The organism is Saccharomonospora xinjiangensis XJ-54 (assembly GCF_000258175.1).
Classification (GTDB): domain Bacteria; phylum Actinomycetota; class Actinomycetes; order Mycobacteriales; family Pseudonocardiaceae; genus Saccharomonospora; species Saccharomonospora xinjiangensis.
On sequence record NZ_JH636049.1, the window covers coordinates 4,242,357 to 4,261,382 of the forward strand.

The window sequence follows — 19,026 nt, forward strand, 5'->3', positions numbered from 1 at the left end:
GCCGGAGGTCCCACGAGCCTGGGCCAGGGACCAAAGACTCTGCCCGTCCGGGACGAGCGCCGCTGTCAGAGCAGGCCACCGGCCACGACACTGGAGCCATGTCCGACACCGAGACGAACACCGGCACCACCCCGGTGCCCGGTGCGCTCGGCGACGACGTCGCGGAGGCGTTGAGGGCGGGCACGCAGGCGCCGTCGCCGCACAACACACAGCCCTGGCTCTTCGACACCCGCGACGGCGAGATCGACGTCCTGCTCGACGAGAGCCGCGTGCTGGCCGTCTGCGATCCCGATGGCAGGGAGGCCGTGCTGGCGTGCGGCGCGGCCGTGTTCAACATCCGAGTCACTCTGGCGCGTCGTGGCCGGTCGTGTGCGGTGTCGGTGCTGCCGGACCGGACGCGGCCCGAGCTGATCGCCACCCTGCGGATCGGGTCGGGAAGGCAACCCTCCTCCGACGAGATCCGGCTCGCGGAGACGATCGACGCGCGGCACAGCAACCGGAGGCCGTTCACGGACGCCCCCGTGACGGCCACCGTGCGCCACGCGCTCACCCGTGCGGCCACGGAGGAAGGCGCCCGGCTGGCCCTGCTCACCGACCCGGCGTCCTTCGACACGTTCGCGGCTCTGCTGCGCAGGGCAGAGCACGTGCAGCGCGAGGACCCAGCCTTCGCCGCCGAACTCGCGGCGTGGAGCCACCACGGCGAACGGCCCGACGGAGTGCCGGTGTCGGCGGGCGGGCCGAGGGGCGTGGACGAGTCCGTGCTGGCGTTGCGGGAATTCGGCGAGGGGGCAGGCAAGGCCGCGCGTGAGTTCGAACGCCAGCCGCTCATCGCCGTTCTGACCACTCCGACGGACACGCGTCGCGACGCGGTGCGAGCAGGTCAGGCACTGCAACGGATGCTGCTCACGGCCACCGCGTCAGGTCTTCAGGCTTCGTTCCTGGCGCAGCCGATCGAGGTCGCCCAGACCCGCGCGGAGTTGCGCACGCTCCTCGGCGGGGTCTACCACCCGCAGGTGGCGCTGCGTCTCGGCTACGGACATCCCGGCACCCCGACACCACGGCGCGGCCTCGCGGACGTGCTCGTCTCACCATCGGAGGAACGCGGGTCGTGACGGCAGGGCCATCCGTTCTCTCGCTCGCGGGCCACACGTGGTCCGAGCAGGAGAAGGGTGTGCTCTCCCGCGCCGCGACACACGCCCACCGCTGCGGTCTCGCCGAGCCGTGGCTCCTGCGGGTCCACGGCAACCGGGTCGAGATCGCGGAGAATCTGCCTGTCCCGCTGCGAGCGCACGCGGGGGCCAACCGCAACGGCGTCATCGCGTGCGGTTGCGCGCTGGCGGTGGTGACCTGCGCGATGCGGGTCCTCGGCTGGACGCCCGAGACCGTTCTCTTCGGGGACCCCGACCACGCCGAACTCGTGGCCACCGTGGTGGCGAACCGGCGCCACCGCCCTTCGGCGACCGACGTCGGTCAGTTCCGTTCGGTGTTCGAGCAGCGCAGGCATCACACGACGCTCGACCCGAGTGATCCCGGCGAGCTGGACCCCGCCGTGTGCGACGCGATCGTGCGGTCGTCGGCGACAGCCGAGGCCAAGGTCGTCCCCGTCCCCGCTGTCGTCGCCGCGCACCGCAAACGGGGCCTCGAACCGGGCTTGCTCGTCGTGACCGCCACCGATGGCAGGCGGGGACAGCTCGTCGCTGGCTCGGCGCTCCAGCGCGGCTGGCTGTCGGCCACCGCCTTCGGCCTCACCGCACACCCCGTGGTCGAGCCGTTCGAGATGCGGGAGTTCCGCCAGCGCATGGTCCGCCACGCCGGGGTGGACGGTAGCCCGCAGTCGCTGCTCGTACTCGGTCGGCCACCGACCTCTCCAGGGGCTTGAACCCGGCCTGTCCAGGGAATACGGACGGTCGAGGACAGCCCCGACCGGAGAGGCCGATAGCGGTGGAGGAGCCTGCGAACGGACGGCGCACCGACGACACTCGTCCCGGAACCCGCGCGCTCACCGGACTGCGCCTCGACGAGCTGCTGCACGAGGTTCAGGACCGCATCGGCGAGATCGTCAGAACCCGCGACCGCCTCCAAGGGCTGCTCGACGCGGTGGTCGCGGTCGCGTCGGGGCTCGAACTGGACTCCACGCTGCAACGCATCGTGCAGGCGGCGACCGAACTCGTGGACGCGAGCTACGGAGCACTGGGTGTGCTCGACGAGGACGGAGGGCTCGCCGAGTTCGTGCACGTCGGGATGCCCGAGGAGACCAGGGCGAAGCTGCCGCATCTGCCGCAGGGGAAGGGCCTGCTCGGGCTGCTGATCGATGATCCGAGACCGGTGCGGCTCGCGGACCTGTCGCGGCACCCCGCGTCGGCCGGGTTCCCGGAGCACCATCCGCCGATGCGCAGTTTCCTCGGCGTTCCGGTGCGGGTGCGCGATGAGGTGTTCGGCAACCTCTACCTCACGGAGAAACGGGGCGGAGCCGAGTTCACCTCGGACGACGAGATCGTGTTGCAGACGCTCGCCGCAGCGGCGGGGGTCGCCGTGGACAACGCGCGCCTCTTCGAACAGTCGCGCCTGCGCGCACGGTGGCTCGGCGCGGTCGCGGAGATCAACGGGGAACTGCTCGGCGGCGCGTCGGTCGAGGAGACGCTCGAACTCGTCGTACGGCGAGTGTGCGAGCTGGCCGACGCCGACGACGCCTTCATCCTGCTGGCCACCGACGACACCTCGGACACCGTCTCGACCGGCGTTGCCTCGGGACAGCACAGCGGCGTGCTCGGCGATCTCACGGTGGGTGTTCGCGGCGCCTCGCCGGTCGCCGAGGTCCTTCGCGAGGGGAACCCGCGACTGCTCGGCGACCTCTCCGCCGCGCTGCCGGAGGAGACGGACGGGACGCCGACAGGGCTGGGACCGGGCGCCGTGCTGCCGCTCGTGGGGGCCGCTGGCACGGGCGGGGTGCTGATCGCCGCGAGGCGGAAAGGGGCGACCGCCTTCTCCCGTGAGCATCTGCCGATGCTCACGTCACTGTCCGGGCAGGCGGCCGTCGCGCTCGAATTCGCGGACAAGCAACGCGGGCAGCGGTTGCTCGATCTCCTCGCCGAACGTGACCGGATAGCCCAGGACCTGCACGATCACGTGATCCAGCGGTTGTTCGCCACCGGTATGAGTCTTCAGGGCACGCTGCGCCGCATCGACGACATGCGTGCGCGGCGGCGCGTGGAGCAAGCGGTCGAGCAGCTCGACAACACGGTCAGGGAGATCCGTACCTCGATCTTCGACCTGCACACGGCCGAATCCGAGGAGGATGCTGGGCTGCGCAGGAGGCTGCTCGACATCGTGGAGCAGCTCACCACGCAGACCGACATGACGCCCACCATGAAACTGTCGGGAGCGGTCGATACGTTCGTCCCGCTTCAGGTCGCCGAGCACGCCGAAGCCGTGTTGAGGGAGGCGCTGAGCAACGCGGTGCGCCACTCGGGCGGTGACGCGATCCGCATCGTGGTCGAGGTGTCGGAGCGGGCCTTCTCGATCGAGGTGGCCGACAACGGTGGAGGAGTACCTCCCGGCGTTCAGCGAAGTGGTCTGGACAACCTGGACAAGAGGGCGCGCCAGTGTGGTGGGGAACTCGTGGTCCGCAACGTGCCTCAGGGCGGGGCGCTCGTGTTGTGGCGGGTCCCGCTCTAACGCTGCTTCGGCTGGCGGGTCTGCTTGCGAAGTTCGGTGGCGAGGACGGCGGCCTGCGTCCGGCGTCGCATGCCGAGCTTGCCCAGCAGGCGCGAGACGTAGTTCTTCACGGTCTTCTCCGCGAGGAAGAGGCGTGCGGCGATCTCGCGGTTGGTCAGGCCCTCCCCGATCAACTCGAACACCGCGCGTTCCTGCTCCGACAACTCGGCGACCGGATCGGCGTCCGCCCGCTCTCTCCGGATGCGGTTCATCAGCGCCGAGGTGGTCTTGCTGTCCAGCAACGACCCGCCCGAGCCCACCGTGCGGACCGCCGAGACCAGGTCCGACCCGAGTACCTGCTTGAGCACGAACCCCGAAGCCCCGGCCATGATCGCGTTGAAGAGCGCCTCGTCGTCGTGGTACGAGGTCAGCATCAGGCAGCGAAGACCATCCACTGTAGACAGAAGTTCGCGGCACAGCTCGACGCCGTTGCCGTCGGGCAGCCGCACGTCGAGCACGGCGACGTCGGCGTCGGCGCCCGGAATCCGCGTGAGCGCCTCGCCGGCCGACGCCGCCTCACCGGCGATCCGCATGTCCGGTTCGCTCTCCAGCAGATCGGCGAGGCCGCGGCGCACGATCTCGTGGTCATCGACGAGAAAGACGCTGATGGTCATCCCGGCAGCGTAAAACGCCGCCGACGCCGCCGCAGTGCATGGACACCCCACTCACCGGCGACGTTGGGGGCACTGAGGGAGGGAAGCCGCCTGTCACAGGCCGTTCGACCTGGCGGCCGGGGCTGTTCGGCAGGTGAGCGCGGCATGCCGAGTGGGAACCCTGGGTCCATGACGAAGCGCGAGTGGTCGGCCGCGGACACCGACGTGCTCGCCAAGGCGGTGGTTCGCTCACCCTCGGTGCACAACATCCAACCGTGGCGGCTCGAACTGCCTGCCGGTGAAGTGCTGCTGTTCGAACGCGCCGACCTGTCGCTGCCCCACCATGACCCGCACGGGAGGGACCGCGCCATCTCGTGCGGCGCCGCCGTGGCGAACCTCGAACTCGCCGCCCGCGTGCTGTCGCTGCGGCACCGTGTGCGGTTGCTGCCGGATGGTCAACAAGGCGATCTCGTCGCGCGGCTGACGGTCGAGGGCACACAGCGGCCGGGGGAGGCGGATCTGCGCCGGTATTCCGCGATCGCCCGACGGCGCAGCTATCGCAGGGCGTTCTCCGGCCCGGCACTGACCGGCGATGACGTGGCGGGGCTGGTCGCGGCACTGGAGGGTGAGGAGGGTGTGCGCGTCGAGCGGCTCGGGAGTGCCGAGCAGCTCGACGCTCTCGCAGAGCTGCTGGAGCACGCGGCGACCGTGTTGAAGCAGGACACCGGGTACCAGAGGGAACTCGCGATGTGGACGATCAGGGACGAGCGCTCGCACCCGCATGGCGCTGGTGTGGCCGGAAGCGCCTTACCGCCGTCGCCGCTGCCGTGGTCGGGGCTGGTCCGTTCGCAGACCGCGTTGCCCGACCGGCGGACGCTGGCGCAGCGGCTCGCGGAGGAGACCGTGCTGCTGTTCGCCACCGAGGGCGACGGCAGGGACGCGCACGTGCGCACCGGAAGGGCCATGCAGCGGGTGTGGCTCGCCGCCGTGGAACGCGGCTTCGTGGCGGCCGTGCAGACCCACCCGATGCATCTTTCGGAAGCTCGTCGCCGTTTTGGGCAACGGTTGTCGCTGGAGGGCCATCCTCAGGTGCTCATGCGTGTCGGAAGGCCGTCGGGGACGGTGCCGCAGAGCCCGCGCCGCCGGGAGGACGAGCTGCTCGCGCCCCGCGACTGAGGGTCTGAAGCCGGGTTCAGCGGGGCAACCGCCGCCAGATCGGGCGGGGCAGCAGGCGCATCACGGCGAACACGGGCCGCAGCACGGAGGGAACCCACACGGTGTGCCTGCCTGCCCGCAGCGCCGCCACCGTCGCGTCGGCCACCTGCTCCGGCGTGCTGGAGAACGGCGCGGGGGTCATACCGTCGGTCATCCGGCCGACGACGAATCCCGGCCGCACCAGCAGCAGGCGGACTCCGCTGCCGTGCAGGGCGTCGGCGAGCCCCGAGGCGAACCCGTCGAGCCCGGCCTTCGCCGAGCCGTAGACGTAGTTGGCCCTTCGCACCCGTACGCCGGCCACGGAGGAGAACACGACGAGCGTGCCGTGGCCCTGCTCGCGCAGGAGGTTGGCGGCGTGGGTGAGCACGCTGACGTGGGCGGTGTAGTCGGTGTGCACGATGGACACGGCGTGTGCGGCGTCGCGCTCGGCCAGCGCCTGGTCGCCGAGGATGCCGAACGCCGTCACCACCACGTCCACGGGACCGTGTGCGGCGACGATCTCGCCGAGTACTCGCTCGTGCGAGGCGAGGTCGTCGGCATCGAACTCCACGCGGGCCACCGTCTCGGCCCCGGCGGTTCGCAGCGCGTGTTCCTCGGCGTCGAGGTCCCCGCTGCGCCGTGCGGCAAGGACGAACGCCCGCGCGCCTTGCCTGGCCAGCCGGACGGCCACGGCCAGCCCGATCTCACTGCGTCCTCCCAGCACCACCACTGTCCCGCTCATGCGGCCCAGTCTGCCGTAAGCCGTGTCCGCACTTCCTGCACGTGTGTCCGCACTTCGAGTACGTGTGTGGGTGCTTCGTTCATCGTGGCCGCAGGCTGTGGAACTCGGGTACACAGTTTGCCTATACCTGTGCACAGGGTGCGGACACGGTCGCGGGATACCATGCGGTGCATGTCCGAGCGCTTGTACTTCCGGCAGCTGCTGTCCGGGCGGGATTTCGCCGTCGGCGACCCCGTGGCCACTCAGATGCGCAACTTCACGTACCTGATCGGCGACCGCGACACCCGCGAGGCGGTGGTGGTGGACCCCGCTTACGCGATCGACGACCTGCTCGGCGTGCTGGAGGACGACGACATGCGGCTCGTCGGCGTGCTCGCGACGCACCACCACCCCGACCACGTCGGCGGCGACCTCCTGGGGTTCTCCCTTCCCGGGGTGGCCGAGTTGCTGTCCCGCGTGCAGGTACCAGTGCATGTCGCGGCCGCCGAACTGGAATGGGTGCACCGCACCACGGGTGTGTCGAAGACCGACCTGGTCGCCCACGACCACGACGACCGCCTCGACGTGGGCTCCATCGCCATCCGCCTGCTGCACACACCGGGGCACACGCCGGGCAGCCAGTGCTTCCTGCTCGACGGCGCTCTCGTGGCAGGCGACACGCTGTTCCTCGACGGCTGCGGCCGCACCGACCTTCCCGGTGGTGACGTCGATGCGATGTACCGCAGCCTGCGGTGGCTGGCGAACCTTCCCGGCGACCCCGTCGTCTACCCGGGTCACTGGTACTCGGCGGAGCCTTCGGCTTCGCTGTCCAACGTGCGCCGCGACAACGTCGTCTTCCGGCCCCGCTCGCTGGAGGAGTGGCGCACGCTCTTCGGCGGCTGAGCCGCGCGCACGGGCGTGGCCGACGATCACGTTCGGGCCAGACCACCCTTCTCCACGTGGCTGAGCCGGGCACGGGCGTGGCCGCGTGCGTTTCGTCGTCGCGCGGAAGGGCTACTTCCCGGCGGGGTGCGCGCAAGGCGCGTCGGCTGCGAAGGGAGTGCCCATGGCCAGCCAGACGGTGGCCGAGCAGGTCGTGGACATGCTGGTGCGGGCTGGGGTGCGGCGCCTGTACGGTGTCGTGGGCGACAGTCTCAACCCGGTCACCGACGCCGTGCGGCGGAGTCCCGGCATCGAGTGGGTGCAGGTGCGGCACGAGGAGGTGGCCGCGTTCGCGGCGGGCGCGGAGGCTCAGATCACTGGCAGGCTGACCGCGTGCGCAGGGAGTTGTGGACCGGGCAACCTCCATCTGATCAACGGGCTTTTCGACGCGCACCGCAGCTCCGCGCCGGTGCTGGCGATCGCCGCGCACATTCCCAGCGAGGACATCGGGACGTCCTACTTCCAGGAGACCCACCCCGACCGGCTGTTCGAGGAGTGCAGCCACTACTCGGAGATGGTCTCGACGCCGGAGCAGATGCCGCAGGTCGCGCAGATCGCCATTCAGACAGCGATCGGCAGGTCGGGGGTCTCGGTGCTGGTCATTCCCGGTGACGTCGCCGGGATGGACGTGCCGCGCGGGCGTACCGAGCTGGCGCTCGCCACCGGCGCGCCAACGGTGCGGCCCGGCGAGGCGGAGGTGGATCGTCTCGCCGAACTGGTGGACGAGGCGCAGCGCGTGACGTTGTTCTGCGGCCGTGGTGTCGCCGACGCGCACGACGAGGTGATGGCCTTCGCGGAGAAGGTGCTCGCGCCGGTGGGACACGCGCTGAGGGGCAAGGAGTGGATCCAGTACGACAACCCGTTCGACGTGGGCATGTCGGGTCTGCTCGGCTACGGCGCGGCGTACGAGGCCATGCACGAATGCGACCTGCTGATCCTGCTGGGCACCGATTTCCCCTACCGGCCGTTCCTGCCGGACGACGTGCGGATCGCCCAGGTTGACACGCGCCCCGAGGCGCTGGGCAGGCGCTCGCGCCTCGACCACGGGGTGTGCGGTGACGTCCGTGAGACGCTGCGGTCGCTGACTCCGAGGGTCACCCGCAAGACCGACCGGCGCTTCCTCGATCGCATGCTGCGCAAGCACGCCGGCGTGCTGGAGAACGTCGTGTCGGCCTACACCACTGACGTGGAACGGCACATCCCGATCCACCCGGAGTACGTGGCGTCCGTTCTGGACGACGAGGCGTCGGACGACGCCGTTTTCACCGTCGATACGGGAATGTGCAACGTGTGGGCCGCGCGTTACCTCAGCCCCAACGGGGTGCGCCGCATGATCGGCTCGTACACGCACGGTTCGATGGCGAACGCCATGCCGCAGGCCATCGGCGCGCAGTTGCCCGACACCGAGCGGCAGGTGATCGCCATGGCTGGCGACGGCGGGTTCTCCATGCTCATGGGTGATTTCCTCACCATCGTCCACTACGGACTCCCAGTGAAGGTGGTGTTGTTCAACAACTCGTCGCTGAGCATGGTGGATCTCGAAATGCTGGTCGCGGGGATGCCGCCGCACGCCACCACGTACCCCGACACCGACTACGCGGCGATCGCGCGTGCGGCGGGGGCTCACGGGGTGCGGGTCGAGGACCCGAAGGAGGTCCGGCAGGCGCTGCGGGACGTGCTCGACCACAGCGGTCCCGCGCTGCTCGACGTCGTCACCGACCCGAACGCGCTGTCGATCCCGCCGCGCATCACCGGTCAGCAACTCACCGGGTTCGCTCTGGCGGCCAGCAAGATGGTGTTGCAGGGCGGCGTCGGTCGCATGATCCAGCTCGCGCGGTCGAATCTCCGCAACATCCCGAGACCCTGAGAGATCGGTTCGGCGGTAGGTTCGAGGCCATGACGACATCTCACAGGTCCGTGCGTGTCGAGCGAGAGTCCGAGGGACGCTACGTCGCGCACAACGGGCGGGGCGGCAGCATCCGGTTCGGCAACGGCGACGACGAGTTCAGCCCGGTGGAGTTGCTGCTCGCGGCGATCGGTGGTTGCACCGCGATCGACACCGACATGGCCACCAGCAGGCACATCGAACCCGACGAGTTCGCCGTGACCGTGAGCGGGGACAAGGTCTCCGACAGGGAGTCGGGCAACCGGATGGAGAACCTCACCGTCACGTTCACGGTGCGTTTCCCCGGCGGCGAGCAGGGCGATGTGGCCCGCACGATCCTGGCCCGGACGGTCGCGTTGTCCCACGACAGGCTCTGCACGGTCAGCCGCACCGTCGAGCGGGGAACGCCCGTGCGCATGGTCATCGAGTAGGGCGAGGCTGGTCAGACTCCCGACCAACCGGCATCGATGGCAGGACGGCGCCGTTGAGGTCTGGCGAGGCCGGGACCTACGGCCCCGCTGTGGGGGACCACGTGCCGTTTGCGGGCGCGGTATGGCGGCAACGTTGAAGTGTGGTCGCGATCGGAGACGCGCCGGTGGCCGAGGCCGGGCGGGAGGGCCGCCCCGGCTCGGGTGAACTCGCCGGGCTCGACGCCTGGTGGCGGGCCGCGAACTACCTCGCGGCGGGGCAGATCTTTCTGCTCGACAACCCTCTGCTGCGCGAGCCGCTCGCGGCGGAGCACATCAAGCCGCGCCTGCTGGGTCACTGGGGGACGGTGCCGGGGCTGACCCTCACCTACGCCCACCTCAACCGCGTGATCCGGCGGACCTCGGCGAACGTTCTCCTCGTCGTGGGGCCGGGACATGGGGCGGCGGCGCTCAACGCCGCGGCGTGGCTGGAGGGCACCTACTCGGAGTGCCATCCCGACGTGGCGCTGGACGAGGAGGGCATGCGGCTGCTGTTCCGGCAGTTCTCCTTCCCCGGCGGGGTACCGAGCCACGCCTCACCACACCTGCCCGGGTCGATCCACGAGGGCGGGGAGCTGGGATACGCACTGGCCCATGCCACCGGCGCCGCCCTCGACAAGCCCGGTCTCGTGGTGGCGTGCGTGATCGGTGACGGTGAGGCCGAGACCGGTCCGCTCGCGGCGAGCTGGCAGGCGCCCGTTTTCCTGAACCCGGACGAGGACGGCGCGGTGCTGCCGATCCTGCACCTCAACGGGTACAAGATCGCCAATCCGACCGTGCTGTCGAGGCTGCCTCGCGACGAACTCCGGTCGCTGGTGCGGGGTTTCGGCTGGGAGCCGATCGAGGTCGAGGGCACGGACCCGCTGGCCGTGCACGAGGCGTACGCGGCGGCGCTCGACGAGTGTTTCGCCCTGATGGCGCGGGGACGACGGCCCGTGGTTCTGCTGCGCACGCCGAAGGGTTGGACGGGGCCCGAGTGGCGTGACGGTGAGCCTGTCGAGGGCAACTGGCGCTCTCACCAGGTGCCGCTGCCCGCCGCCCGGCACGACGCGCGGCAGCTGCTCCAGCTGGAGAGGTGGTTGCGGTCCTACCGGCCGGAGGAGTTGTTCGATCGACGTGGCGCGCCGGCTGCCGTGGTGGCGGAACAGAATCCCGATGCGGGGCTGCGCATGAGTGCCAATCCCCTCGCGCACGGCCTGGTGCAGCGGGAGCTGCGGCTGCCGTCGGTGCCCGCGCATGCGGTGGACGTTCCCACTCCGGGGGTGCGCGGCGCCGAATCGACCAGGGTGCTGGGGCGTTATCTGCGCGATGCGATGCGGCTGAACGCGGGCAGGCGCAACCTGCTGCTGTTCTCGCCCGACGAGCACGCCTCCAACCGGCTCGACGCGGTCTTCGAGGTCACAGGACGGCGCTGGCGGTTGCCCACCCACCCCGGCGACGACCACCTCCGGGAGAACGGCCGGGTCTTCGAGGTGCTGTCGGAACATCTGTGCCAGGGGTGGCTGGAGGGTTACCTCCTGACCGGAGGGCACGGCGTGTTCTCGACCTACGAGGCGTTCGCGCACCTGGTGGACTCGATGGTCGCCCAGCACGCGAAGTGGCTGCACACGGCGGCGGCGATGCCGTGGCGCCGTGCTGTTCCGAGCCTGAACTACCTGATCACGTCGCATGTGTGGCGTCAGGACCACAACGGTGCCTCGCACCAGGACCCAGGGTTCATCGACCACATTCTCAGCAAGCGCGCCGAGGTCGCCAGGGTCTACCTGCCTCCCGACGCGAACTGCCTGCTGCACGTCACCGACCACTGCCTGCGGTCGAAGGGGCTGGTGAACGTGATCGTGGCGGGCAAGCAGTGGGAACCGCAGTATCTCGACGCGGACGCCGCACGGGCGCATTGCGAGCGGGGGTTCGGGCTGTGGGAATGGGCGAGCACCGACCAGGACGGAGCCACCGACGTCGTCCTCGCGTGCGCGGGCGACGTGCCGACCCAGGAGACCCTCGCGGCTGTCGAGGTCCTCCTCGGACTCGTGCCGGACCTGCGCATCCGGGTCGTGAACGTGGTTGACCTGACGCGCCTTCCCGCGCCGACGCGGCACCCGCACGGGGTGTCCGATCGCGACTACACCTCGGTGTTCACCGCCGACGTGCCCGTGATCTTCGCCTTTCACGGCTACCCGTGGTTGATCCACGAACTGACCTACAACCGGCCCAACCACGACCACGTGCACGTGCGCGGATTCTCGGAGAATGGCGGCACCACGACGCCGTTCGACATGTGCGTGCAGAACTCGATCGACCGGTTCCACCTCGCGCTGGCCGCGCTGGAACGGATTCCCCGGGTCGCGGGGCGGCTCGGGACGCTGCGGCAGCGGTTGCTCGACCACCTTGATCGGCACCACGACTACATCCGGCGCACCGGCGAGGACCTTCCCGAGGTCCGGAACTGGACGTGGGGTTCGTGATGCGGGTCCTCACCGTCAACCCCGGATCGTCGAGTCTGAAACTCTCGCTCGTGGACGGCGGTGTGGTGACGGCCGACGAGCACATCGCGGAGTGGGACGGGGTGACCCGGCGCGAGCTGGAGGAGTTCGCGGCGGCCCAGCCGTCCGTGGACGCGGTGTCGGTCAGGATCGTGCACGGCGCGAACCGGGCGGCGCCCACGGTGCTGGACGAGGGCGTACTCGCCGACCTGCGCGGCCAGGTGCCACTGGCACCGCTGCATCAGCCACGGTCGCTTTCCCTGGCGCGGCAGGCCCTCGACCTACCGGGGCGGATGCCGGTGGTGGGCTGTTTCGACACGGCCTTCCACGTGGGCCTGCCCGATCAGGCGGCCACCTACCCTCTGCCTCGGTCGTGGCGGGACCGGTACGGCATCCGCCGGTACGGCTTTCACGGGCTCTCGCTCGCGCACGCCACCCGCGCCGCGGCCGAGGTGCTCGGCGAGCCCGTCCGGCGACTGCGGCTGGTGTGCTGTCATCTCGGCGCGGGAGCGTCGGTGACGGCCGTCGTGGGCGGGCGCAGCGCCGACACCTCCATGGGCTTCACCCCGCTCGACGGTGTGGCGATGGCGACCCGGTGCGGGTCGATCGACCCCGGCATTCCGCTGTACCTCCAGCGCGAGCACGGCTTCACCGCGTCCGATGTGGAACACGCGCTGAACCACGACTCCGGTCTCGCCGGATTGTCGGGAACCGGCGGCGATGTGCGCGACGTCCTCGCTCTCAGGGCGAAGGGCGACCCCGATGCGAGGCTGGCTCTCGACGTGTACCTGCACCTGCTCCGCAGGGAGATCGCGGCGCAGGCGGTGTCGGTGGGGAAGCCTGACGCGGTCGTGCTGACCGGCGGGGTGGCGGAGCACCAGCCGGAGCTGAGAGCCGAACTCTTCGGCGACACCCTGCTCGGCGTCCGGATCGACGCCGCACGCAACCGGGGCACCGGCGACCGGCTGATCAGCGAGGAGTCCTCGACCCCGGCCGTGCTGGTGGCGTGCCGGGAGGAGAAGGAACTCGCGCGGCTGTGCGAGGAGGTTCTCACCGGGCTCGCGGGTGCCGGGCCTCTGGTGTTCCGACACGGCAGGAAGGCCGATCCATGACCGAGAGGATTACCGAATCCCATCCGGTGCGGGTGCTGGGGCGGCTCGACACTCCACTGTCGCGCTGGCTGTGGCTGGTGAAGTGGCTGCTCGTCCTCCCGCACCTGCTCGTGCTGGCTCTGCTGTGGATCGCCTTCGTGGTACTCACCGTGGTGGCGTTCGTGGCGATCCTGGTGACCGCTCGCTACCCTCGCGGGCTGTTCGACTTCAACGTCGGGGTGCTGCGGTGGACGTGGCGGGTCCAGTACTACGCTTACTCGGCGCTCGGTACCGACCGCTATCCACCGTTCACGCTGGCCGACGTGCCCGATTACCCCGCGCGGCTGGAGATCGACTATCCCGAGCGTCTCTCCCGTGGGCTCGTTCTCGTCAAGTGGCTGCTGGCACTGCCGCACTACCTCGTGGTGGGACTGTTCGCCGGTGGCGGCATGGGCGTGGTGTGGTGGCCGGATCAGGACGGTCCCACGTGGACCTGGGGAGGGCTCATCGGTGTCCTGGTGCTCATCGCGGCGGTGGTGCTGCTGTTCACCGGCGACTACCCGAAACCGGTGTACAACTTCGTCCTCGGCATGGACCGCTGGGTGATCCGCGTCGGCGCCTACGTCGGTCTGCTGACCGACCGGTATCCGCCGTTCCGTCTGGACATGGGAGGCGGCGAGCCCGGAGCGGAGCTGCCGGACACGCCGAGGACGGGGGCCGGCTCCGGCGGGCCCGGCCGTCCCGGAGGCTGGACCGGGGGCCGGGTCGTGTCTGTGATCGTGGGAGCGCTGGTGGCCTTCGCCGCCCTTGGCCTGCTCGCCGCCGGTGGTGTGGCGCTCTGGGCAGATCGGGCCGAACGCGACACCGACGGGTACCTGACCACCGCCTCCACCCTTACGACAGGGAGTTACGCGTTGAGCACCGAGCCGGTGAGGTTGGACAGCGGTATCGGAGGGTGGGTCGGCTCCGGGCTCGGCGACGTGCGGGTCAGGGTCACGCCCACCGAACCGGGGAGCAGTGTGTTCCTCGGCGTGACGTCGGCGGGCGACGCCGCCCGGTACCTGCGGGGTACGGGACACGCGGTCGTGCGCGACGTCACCGGAGAGCGGGTCGTCACCGAGGTCGTGCGGCCCGGCGGCCCGCCTGCGCCACCGGAATCGGCGGACATCTGGTTGGAGTCCTCGGCGGGGGAGGGAACGCGCACGGTCGAGACCACCGTGTCGGACGGCGACCGGGTGTTCGTCGTCGTCGATCAGGATCGCGAACCCGGCGTGAGCGTGCGTGCCGAGGTGGGTGCCACCGTGCCAGCGCTGCCGTGGGTGGCCGGTGTGGCGCTCGCCTCGGGAGCCGTGCTCATTGGACTCGCCGCGCTGTTGATCGGCGTCGCCGCCCGCCGCGCGTCGGGGTGAGGCTCATGCCTCCTCGGCGATGAGCGCCAGCAGGCCGGGGAATCGCGACTCGATGTCGTGCCGCCGCAACGTGACCTTGCGACTGTTGCCGCGATTCACCTGGTAGACCAGCCCGGACTCCCGCAGCACGCGGAAGTGGTGCGTCAGGGTGGACTTCGAGACGCCCAACTCGAAGCTGACGCAGGTTCGCTCCGCCCAGGGCTGGTCGTTGACGAGGTCACGGATCACCTTGCGGCGTAAGGGGTCGGCGAGCGCGCCCAGCACTGCCTGCAATGTCATCTCGGCGACGTCCGGATGGCCTTCTGTGTCCGGCATCTCACCTCCCGGAATCAGGTACGCCTTGCATCGTACCTGAGTGATCTCCAGGATTAGGTACGACGAAATTCGTACCTTTGGGAGTTCCGTGAACATGGAAACCGATCAGGCTGCCCTTCGCGCGGCAGGCGAGGCAGGACCACCGGCAGAGCCGCCGGGGCCGCAGGGACAGGCAAGCCAGGCACGACCGGCGACGTTGACATTGCCCTCGATACTCCTGGCCCAGCTCGTCATCCCGCTGTCGATCGCGGGGACGGCGATCGCGCTGCCGGACATCGCCGGTGAACTCGGCTCCGACCCCGTGCCGCTCCAGGGCGTGGTGAACGGCTTCAACCTCGCGTTCGCGGTGTGCACCGTCATCTGGGGTGTCGCGGCCGACCGCATGGGACACCGGGCCGCGTTCCGGCTCGGCGTGGCTGTGGCACTGGCTGGCTCGCTGGCCAGCGCGCTGAGCCCGAGCCTCGTGCTTCTCGACATCGCCCGCGTGGTCGCCGGTGTCGGTGCCGCCGCAGTGCTGACGGGCGCGTCGTCGCTGCTGTCCTCCCTCTACACAGGACCCGCGCGGCGCCGTGCGTTCGCCCTGTTCGGCACCGTGAACGGACTCGGGCTGGCGCTCGGGCCGAGTATCTCCGGTTTCCTCGTGTCGTGGGCGGACTGGCGCGGTGTGTTCTTCGCGCAGGCCCTGGCACTGCTCGTCGCCGTGGCACTGTCCCTCGCCGTCCCCAAGGTCACAATCACCCCGATGCCGGGCCGTCGCCTGCTCGATCTGTCACTGCTGCGGCACCGGACGTTCCTGGCGATGACGCTGGTGCCCGTCGCGGGCGCGATCGGCTTCGTCACCCTGTTGACGTACCTGCCCAACGCCTTCTCCGCCGTCCTCGGCCTCGACACCGCGAGTGCGGGCCTGCTCATGCTCGCCATGACGGTGCCCGTGCTCGTCGCCCCGCTGGCCGTCGGGCAGCTCATGGTCCGCACGAGGCTCACGTCCCGTGCGGTGATCCTCGTCAGCCTCGGCTGCCTCGTCGTCGCGAGTCTCGGGCTGTCGGGGCTGTCTTCCGACACCGAGCCGGTGCACCTCATCGGCTGGATGATCGCGGCGGGATTCGGCTTCGGGCTCCCCATCGGCCTCGTGGACGACGAGGCGCTGGCGTCGATCCCGGCCGACCGGGTTGGCACGGCGGCCGGCCTGCTGAACCTCGCCCGCATCGGGAGCGAAGCCCTCGCCGTCGCCGGGTACGCCGCCGCGCTCGCGGCCGTCGTCGCGACGCGGATCGCCGATCCGACGTTGGCAGGCGAGGTCGCTGCCGGTGCGCAGGGACACTCCGGTAGCTACGCGACGGCGTTCCACACCGTGGTGCTGGCCATCGCGATCACCGTGGCCTGCCTCGCGCTGGTGATCACTCTGCTCCTCCGCCGCCGCGAACCGGCTCCGCAAGCCAGTTCGTAGCCGCCGGATGGCGCCGGAGGTGTGCGCGAGCTAGCCCGTCGCGGCGGGGGCGAGGACGTCCCTGCCGCCCCAGCCGCGAGCTCGCCGCCACCAGCGGTACCACTCGTCGATTCCCCACACGACGAACGGAAAGACCACCAGCATGGCGAGCTGTTCGGCAGGAGGCGGCGCGGTGCCGAAGACCGCCCGCAGCGGAGGCAGCGTGACCACGGCTGCCGAGAACACCACCTCGAAGAGGATTCCCCAGAGCAGGAGCCGGTTCGACCACGGGCCCACCGTGCGGAGGGAGGCGTACTGGGCTCGGGAGGCGAACGCCGTGCCGATCTGACACGCGACGATGCCGAGGAACGTCATGGTGGTCGCCTGCTGCCACACCGGGTGCAGCGCCGTGCCCTCCCCGACGGGCGCGCCGAAATACCAGCCTCCCGCGAAGAGCGTGAGGAAGAACCCGCCGAGCACCAGCACGGCCGAGACACCACCCAGCAGGCCCCATGCCCTCCCGAGCATCGCGTGCGTGATGACGTTCTCCGACCGGCGGCGCGGCGGGCGGCTCATCACGCCGGGCTCGGCGGGCTCTCGGCCGAGCGCCAGCGCGGGAAGGGTCTCGGTGCCGAGGTCGATGGCCAGGATCTGCAACACCGTCAACGGAAGCGGTATCCGGCCTCCGGACAACGCGAACAGCAGGAACGGGATCACTTCCGGCGTCGCGTGCGCGAAGATGTAGACGATGAACTTGCGGACGTTGTCGTAGACCCGCCTTCCTTCCTCCACCGCCGTGACGATCGTGGAGAAGTTGTCGTCGGTGAGCACCATGGTCGATGCCTCGCGGGCCACGTCGGTGCCCGTCACCCCCATGGCGACGCCGATGTCGGCCCGCCGCAGCGCAGGCGCGTCGTTCACGCCGTCGCCGGTCATCGCCACGACGTTGCCCTGTGCGCGCAGCGCGTCGGCGATCCGCAGCTTCACCTCAGGTGAGGTGCGGGCGAAGACGAGTTCCCTCTTTCCTTCGAGGAGGCTCTCCAGCTCGCGTTCGCTCAACTCGGCCAGTCGGTCACCGGTGATCACCGTGGGGTGGTCGCGGGCGAGGCCGATCTTTCTGGCGATCTCACCCGCCGTCAGCGCGTGGTCACCGGTGACCATGATCAGCCGGATACCCGCGGAGTGACATCGGGCCACCGCCTCGGGCACGCCGTCGCGAGGCGGGTCGATCATGGCCGCGACACCGATCAGGGTCAGGTCCCGCTCCAGCTCGTCACGCCGCGCGTCCGCCGCGTCGCCGGTGACGTCCCTGGTCGCCACGGCGAGCAGCCGGAGCCCCTGATGGGCGTACCGGTCGATGGCCTCCGTGACCCTTGCCCGCTCCGTGTCCGTCAACGGCTGGGGGCCACCCTCGCCCGGCAGGTAGGTCGTGGCCCGCTCCAGCACGGCCTCGGGCGCTCCCTTCACGTTCAGCACGGTGCGATCGCCCCGGCGATCGAGCGTGGACATGAGCCGGAGAGTGGCATCGAAATGGAACTGGCGGAGCCGGTGCCCGGCCCGCCGCTCCGGCGAGACGTCCTCGCCGAGTGACCTCGCCGCCCGCAGCAGGGCGATCTCCGTCTGGTCGCCGGAGCCTTCCGCGCCGGGATCGGACGGGTCGAGTTCGGCGTTCGAACACGCCGACACCACCTCGGCGAGAGCCCTCGCGGGCTCGGGTGGGGTGCCGGACGCCTCACCGGTCAGTTCACCGGCGAAGGTCCAGAGGCGGGTCACGCGCATCCGGTTGCGGGTGAGCGTGCCCGTCTTGTCCGTGCAGATCACCGTCGTCGAACCGAGGGTTTCCACGGCGGACAGCCGCTTCACGACGGCGCCGCCCCGGGCGAGCGCGCGGACCCCGACCGCGAGAGCCAGGGTGATCGTCGGCAGCAACCCTTCGGGGACGTTCGCCACCAGCAACCCGATGGCGAAGTTGAGCGCGTCGTCGAGGGGCAGTCCCGCGACGAACGCGCCGAGCGGCAGGAACGCGACACCGACGCCGACGGCGACCGCCGCGATCAGCCACGCCACCCGCTTCACCTGCTTTTCGAGCGGGCTCTCGTCGCGCCCGACCCGCTGCGAGAGGGCCGCGATCTTGCCGAGTTCGGTGTGCATGCCCGTGGCGAACACCACGGCGAGCGCCTGCCCTCCCGTGCAGTTCGTCCCGCTGAACAGCAGATCGCGGGCATCGAGCAGTGGCCCTGTCACATCCTTCAATTCGGCGGATCGGTAGGCGGGCAGCGACTCACCGGTGAGCGGGGAGAGATCGACCTCCACGCTGCCGTCGAGCAGCCGCGCATCGGCGGAAACGCGGTCGCCCTCCTCGACGACGAGCACATCACCCGGCACGAGGTCGCGGGCCTCGACCGCCGTGCGTGTCCCGTCCCGCAGCACGGTTGCCCTCGCGGGCAGGTAGGCGGACAGCGCCTCCACCGCCTTCTCGGCCTGTTGTTCCTGGGTGAACGCGAACGCGGCGTTGAGCACGATGACGGCCACCACCGCCACGGCGAGTTCGGTGGACGACGACACCATGGCGAGCAGCGCCGCCAGCCACAGCAGCAGGGCGAGCGGGTGAGTGAACTGGCGGATGAGCTGTCGCGGCCAGTCGGTGCGCTGTTTCCTCCGTAGCTCGTTGGGCCCGTAGATCTCCAGCCGCCGGGCCGCTTCCCGCGACGGCAGCCCGCCCGGTTTGCTGCGCAGATCCCGCAACAGCAGCGTGACGGGCTCCCTCGGATCGCTCTGCGACACGTTCC

The 19,026-nt window shown here is 70.3% G+C and carries 15 protein-coding genes; 11 read left to right on the forward strand and 4 right to left on the reverse strand.

The genetic code is table 11. The features are described from left to right. The first annotated feature begins 98 nt into the window (after window positions 1–98). From SACXIDRAFT_RS19235 to SACXIDRAFT_RS19245, 3 genes are read left to right on the forward strand one after another with little or no spacing between them, the layout of a single operon-like run. Window positions 99–1,112, forward strand: a complete 1,014-nt coding sequence (locus SACXIDRAFT_RS19235) for an Acg family FMN-binding oxidoreductase (RefSeq protein ID WP_006240348.1) — start codon at window positions 99–101, stop codon at window positions 1,110–1,112. Continuing rightward, entirely contained in the window at window positions 1,109–1,879 is a 771-nt protein-coding gene (locus SACXIDRAFT_RS19240; RefSeq protein WP_006240349.1) for a hypothetical protein, read from the forward strand. Before SACXIDRAFT_RS19235 ends, SACXIDRAFT_RS19240 begins: the two co-directional genes overlap by 4 nt. 56 nt (window positions 1,880–1,935) lie before the next feature. Then, window positions 1,936–3,675, forward strand: coding sequence for a sensor histidine kinase (locus SACXIDRAFT_RS19245; protein WP_040922797.1), 1,740 nt, complete (start codon window positions 1,936–1,938; stop codon window positions 3,673–3,675). Here SACXIDRAFT_RS19245 and SACXIDRAFT_RS19250 read toward each other — a convergent pair. After that, window positions 3,672–4,328, reverse strand: a complete 657-nt coding sequence (locus tag SACXIDRAFT_RS19250) for a response regulator (protein ID WP_006240351.1) — start codon at window positions 4,326–4,328, stop codon at window positions 3,672–3,674. The genes SACXIDRAFT_RS19245 and SACXIDRAFT_RS19250 overlap by 4 nt on opposite strands. 168 nt (window positions 4,329–4,496) lie before the next feature. On the opposite strand from SACXIDRAFT_RS19250, the gene SACXIDRAFT_RS19255 reads away from it, so the two are divergent. Next, the gene (locus tag SACXIDRAFT_RS19255) at window positions 4,497–5,483 is read left to right on the forward strand and encodes an Acg family FMN-binding oxidoreductase (protein ID WP_006240352.1); all 987 of its coding nucleotides are present in this window, start codon (window positions 4,497–4,499) and stop codon (window positions 5,481–5,483) included. A gap of 16 nt (window positions 5,484–5,499) precedes the next feature. Here SACXIDRAFT_RS19255 and dprE2 read toward each other — a convergent pair whose 3' ends face one another. Next, a complete protein-coding gene (gene dprE2, locus SACXIDRAFT_RS19260) occupies window positions 5,500–6,243 on the reverse strand; it encodes a decaprenylphospho-beta-D-erythro-pentofuranosid-2-ulose 2-reductase (protein ID WP_006240353.1) in 744 nt (247 codons plus the stop codon). A gap of 171 nt (window positions 6,244–6,414) precedes the next feature. Here dprE2 and SACXIDRAFT_RS19265 point away from each other — a divergent pair, with 171 nt between their 5' ends. The 6 genes from SACXIDRAFT_RS19265 (at window position 6,415) to SACXIDRAFT_RS19290 (ending at window position 14,496) form a co-directional block, all read left to right on the forward strand. Next, window positions 6,415–7,125, forward strand: coding sequence for an MBL fold metallo-hydrolase (locus SACXIDRAFT_RS19265; protein ID WP_040922283.1), 711 nt, complete (start codon window positions 6,415–6,417; stop codon window positions 7,123–7,125). Between the two features lie 163 nt (window positions 7,126–7,288). After that, on the forward strand, window positions 7,289–9,031 hold the full coding sequence (locus SACXIDRAFT_RS19270) for a pyruvate dehydrogenase (RefSeq protein WP_006240355.1): 1,743 nt from the start codon (window positions 7,289–7,291) through the stop codon (window positions 9,029–9,031). A gap of 29 nt (window positions 9,032–9,060) precedes the next feature. Beyond that, window positions 9,061–9,480, forward strand: a complete 420-nt coding sequence (locus SACXIDRAFT_RS19275) for an OsmC family protein (RefSeq protein WP_006240356.1) — start codon at window positions 9,061–9,063, stop codon at window positions 9,478–9,480. 149 nt (window positions 9,481–9,629) lie between these two features. After that, on the forward strand, window positions 9,630–11,978 hold the full coding sequence (locus tag SACXIDRAFT_RS19280; protein ID WP_408640393.1) for a phosphoketolase family protein: 2,349 nt from the start codon (window positions 9,630–9,632) through the stop codon (window positions 11,976–11,978). Beyond that, a complete protein-coding gene (locus SACXIDRAFT_RS19285) occupies window positions 11,978–13,108 on the forward strand; it encodes an acetate/propionate family kinase (RefSeq protein ID WP_006240358.1) in 1,131 nt (376 codons plus the stop codon). Before SACXIDRAFT_RS19280 ends, SACXIDRAFT_RS19285 begins: the two co-directional genes overlap by 1 nt. After that, window positions 13,105–14,496, forward strand: a complete 1,392-nt coding sequence (locus SACXIDRAFT_RS19290) for a DUF4389 domain-containing protein (RefSeq protein ID WP_006240359.1) — start codon at window positions 13,105–13,107, stop codon at window positions 14,494–14,496. The genes SACXIDRAFT_RS19285 and SACXIDRAFT_RS19290 overlap by 4 nt, the downstream gene beginning before the upstream one ends. A 3-nt stretch (window positions 14,497–14,499) precedes the next feature. Here the strand turns inward: SACXIDRAFT_RS19290 and SACXIDRAFT_RS19295 are convergent, their stop codons facing one another. Beyond that, on the reverse strand, window positions 14,500–14,811 hold the full coding sequence (locus tag SACXIDRAFT_RS19295) for an ArsR/SmtB family transcription factor (RefSeq protein WP_006240360.1): 312 nt from the start codon (window positions 14,809–14,811) through the stop codon (window positions 14,500–14,502). A gap of 94 nt (window positions 14,812–14,905) precedes the next feature. Between SACXIDRAFT_RS19295 and SACXIDRAFT_RS19300 the strand changes: the two genes are divergently transcribed. Then, window positions 14,906–16,258 (forward strand): MFS transporter, encoded by a 1,353-nt coding sequence (locus SACXIDRAFT_RS19300; RefSeq protein WP_006240361.1) that lies wholly within the window; start codon window positions 14,906–14,908, stop codon window positions 16,256–16,258. 30 nt (window positions 16,259–16,288) lie between these two features. Here the strand turns inward: SACXIDRAFT_RS19300 and SACXIDRAFT_RS19305 are convergent, their stop codons facing one another. Beyond that, on the reverse strand, window positions 16,289–19,021 hold the full coding sequence (locus SACXIDRAFT_RS19305; RefSeq protein ID WP_040922798.1) for a cation-translocating P-type ATPase: 2,733 nt from the start codon (window positions 19,019–19,021) through the stop codon (window positions 16,289–16,291). Window positions 19,022–19,026 lie beyond the last annotated feature (5 nt).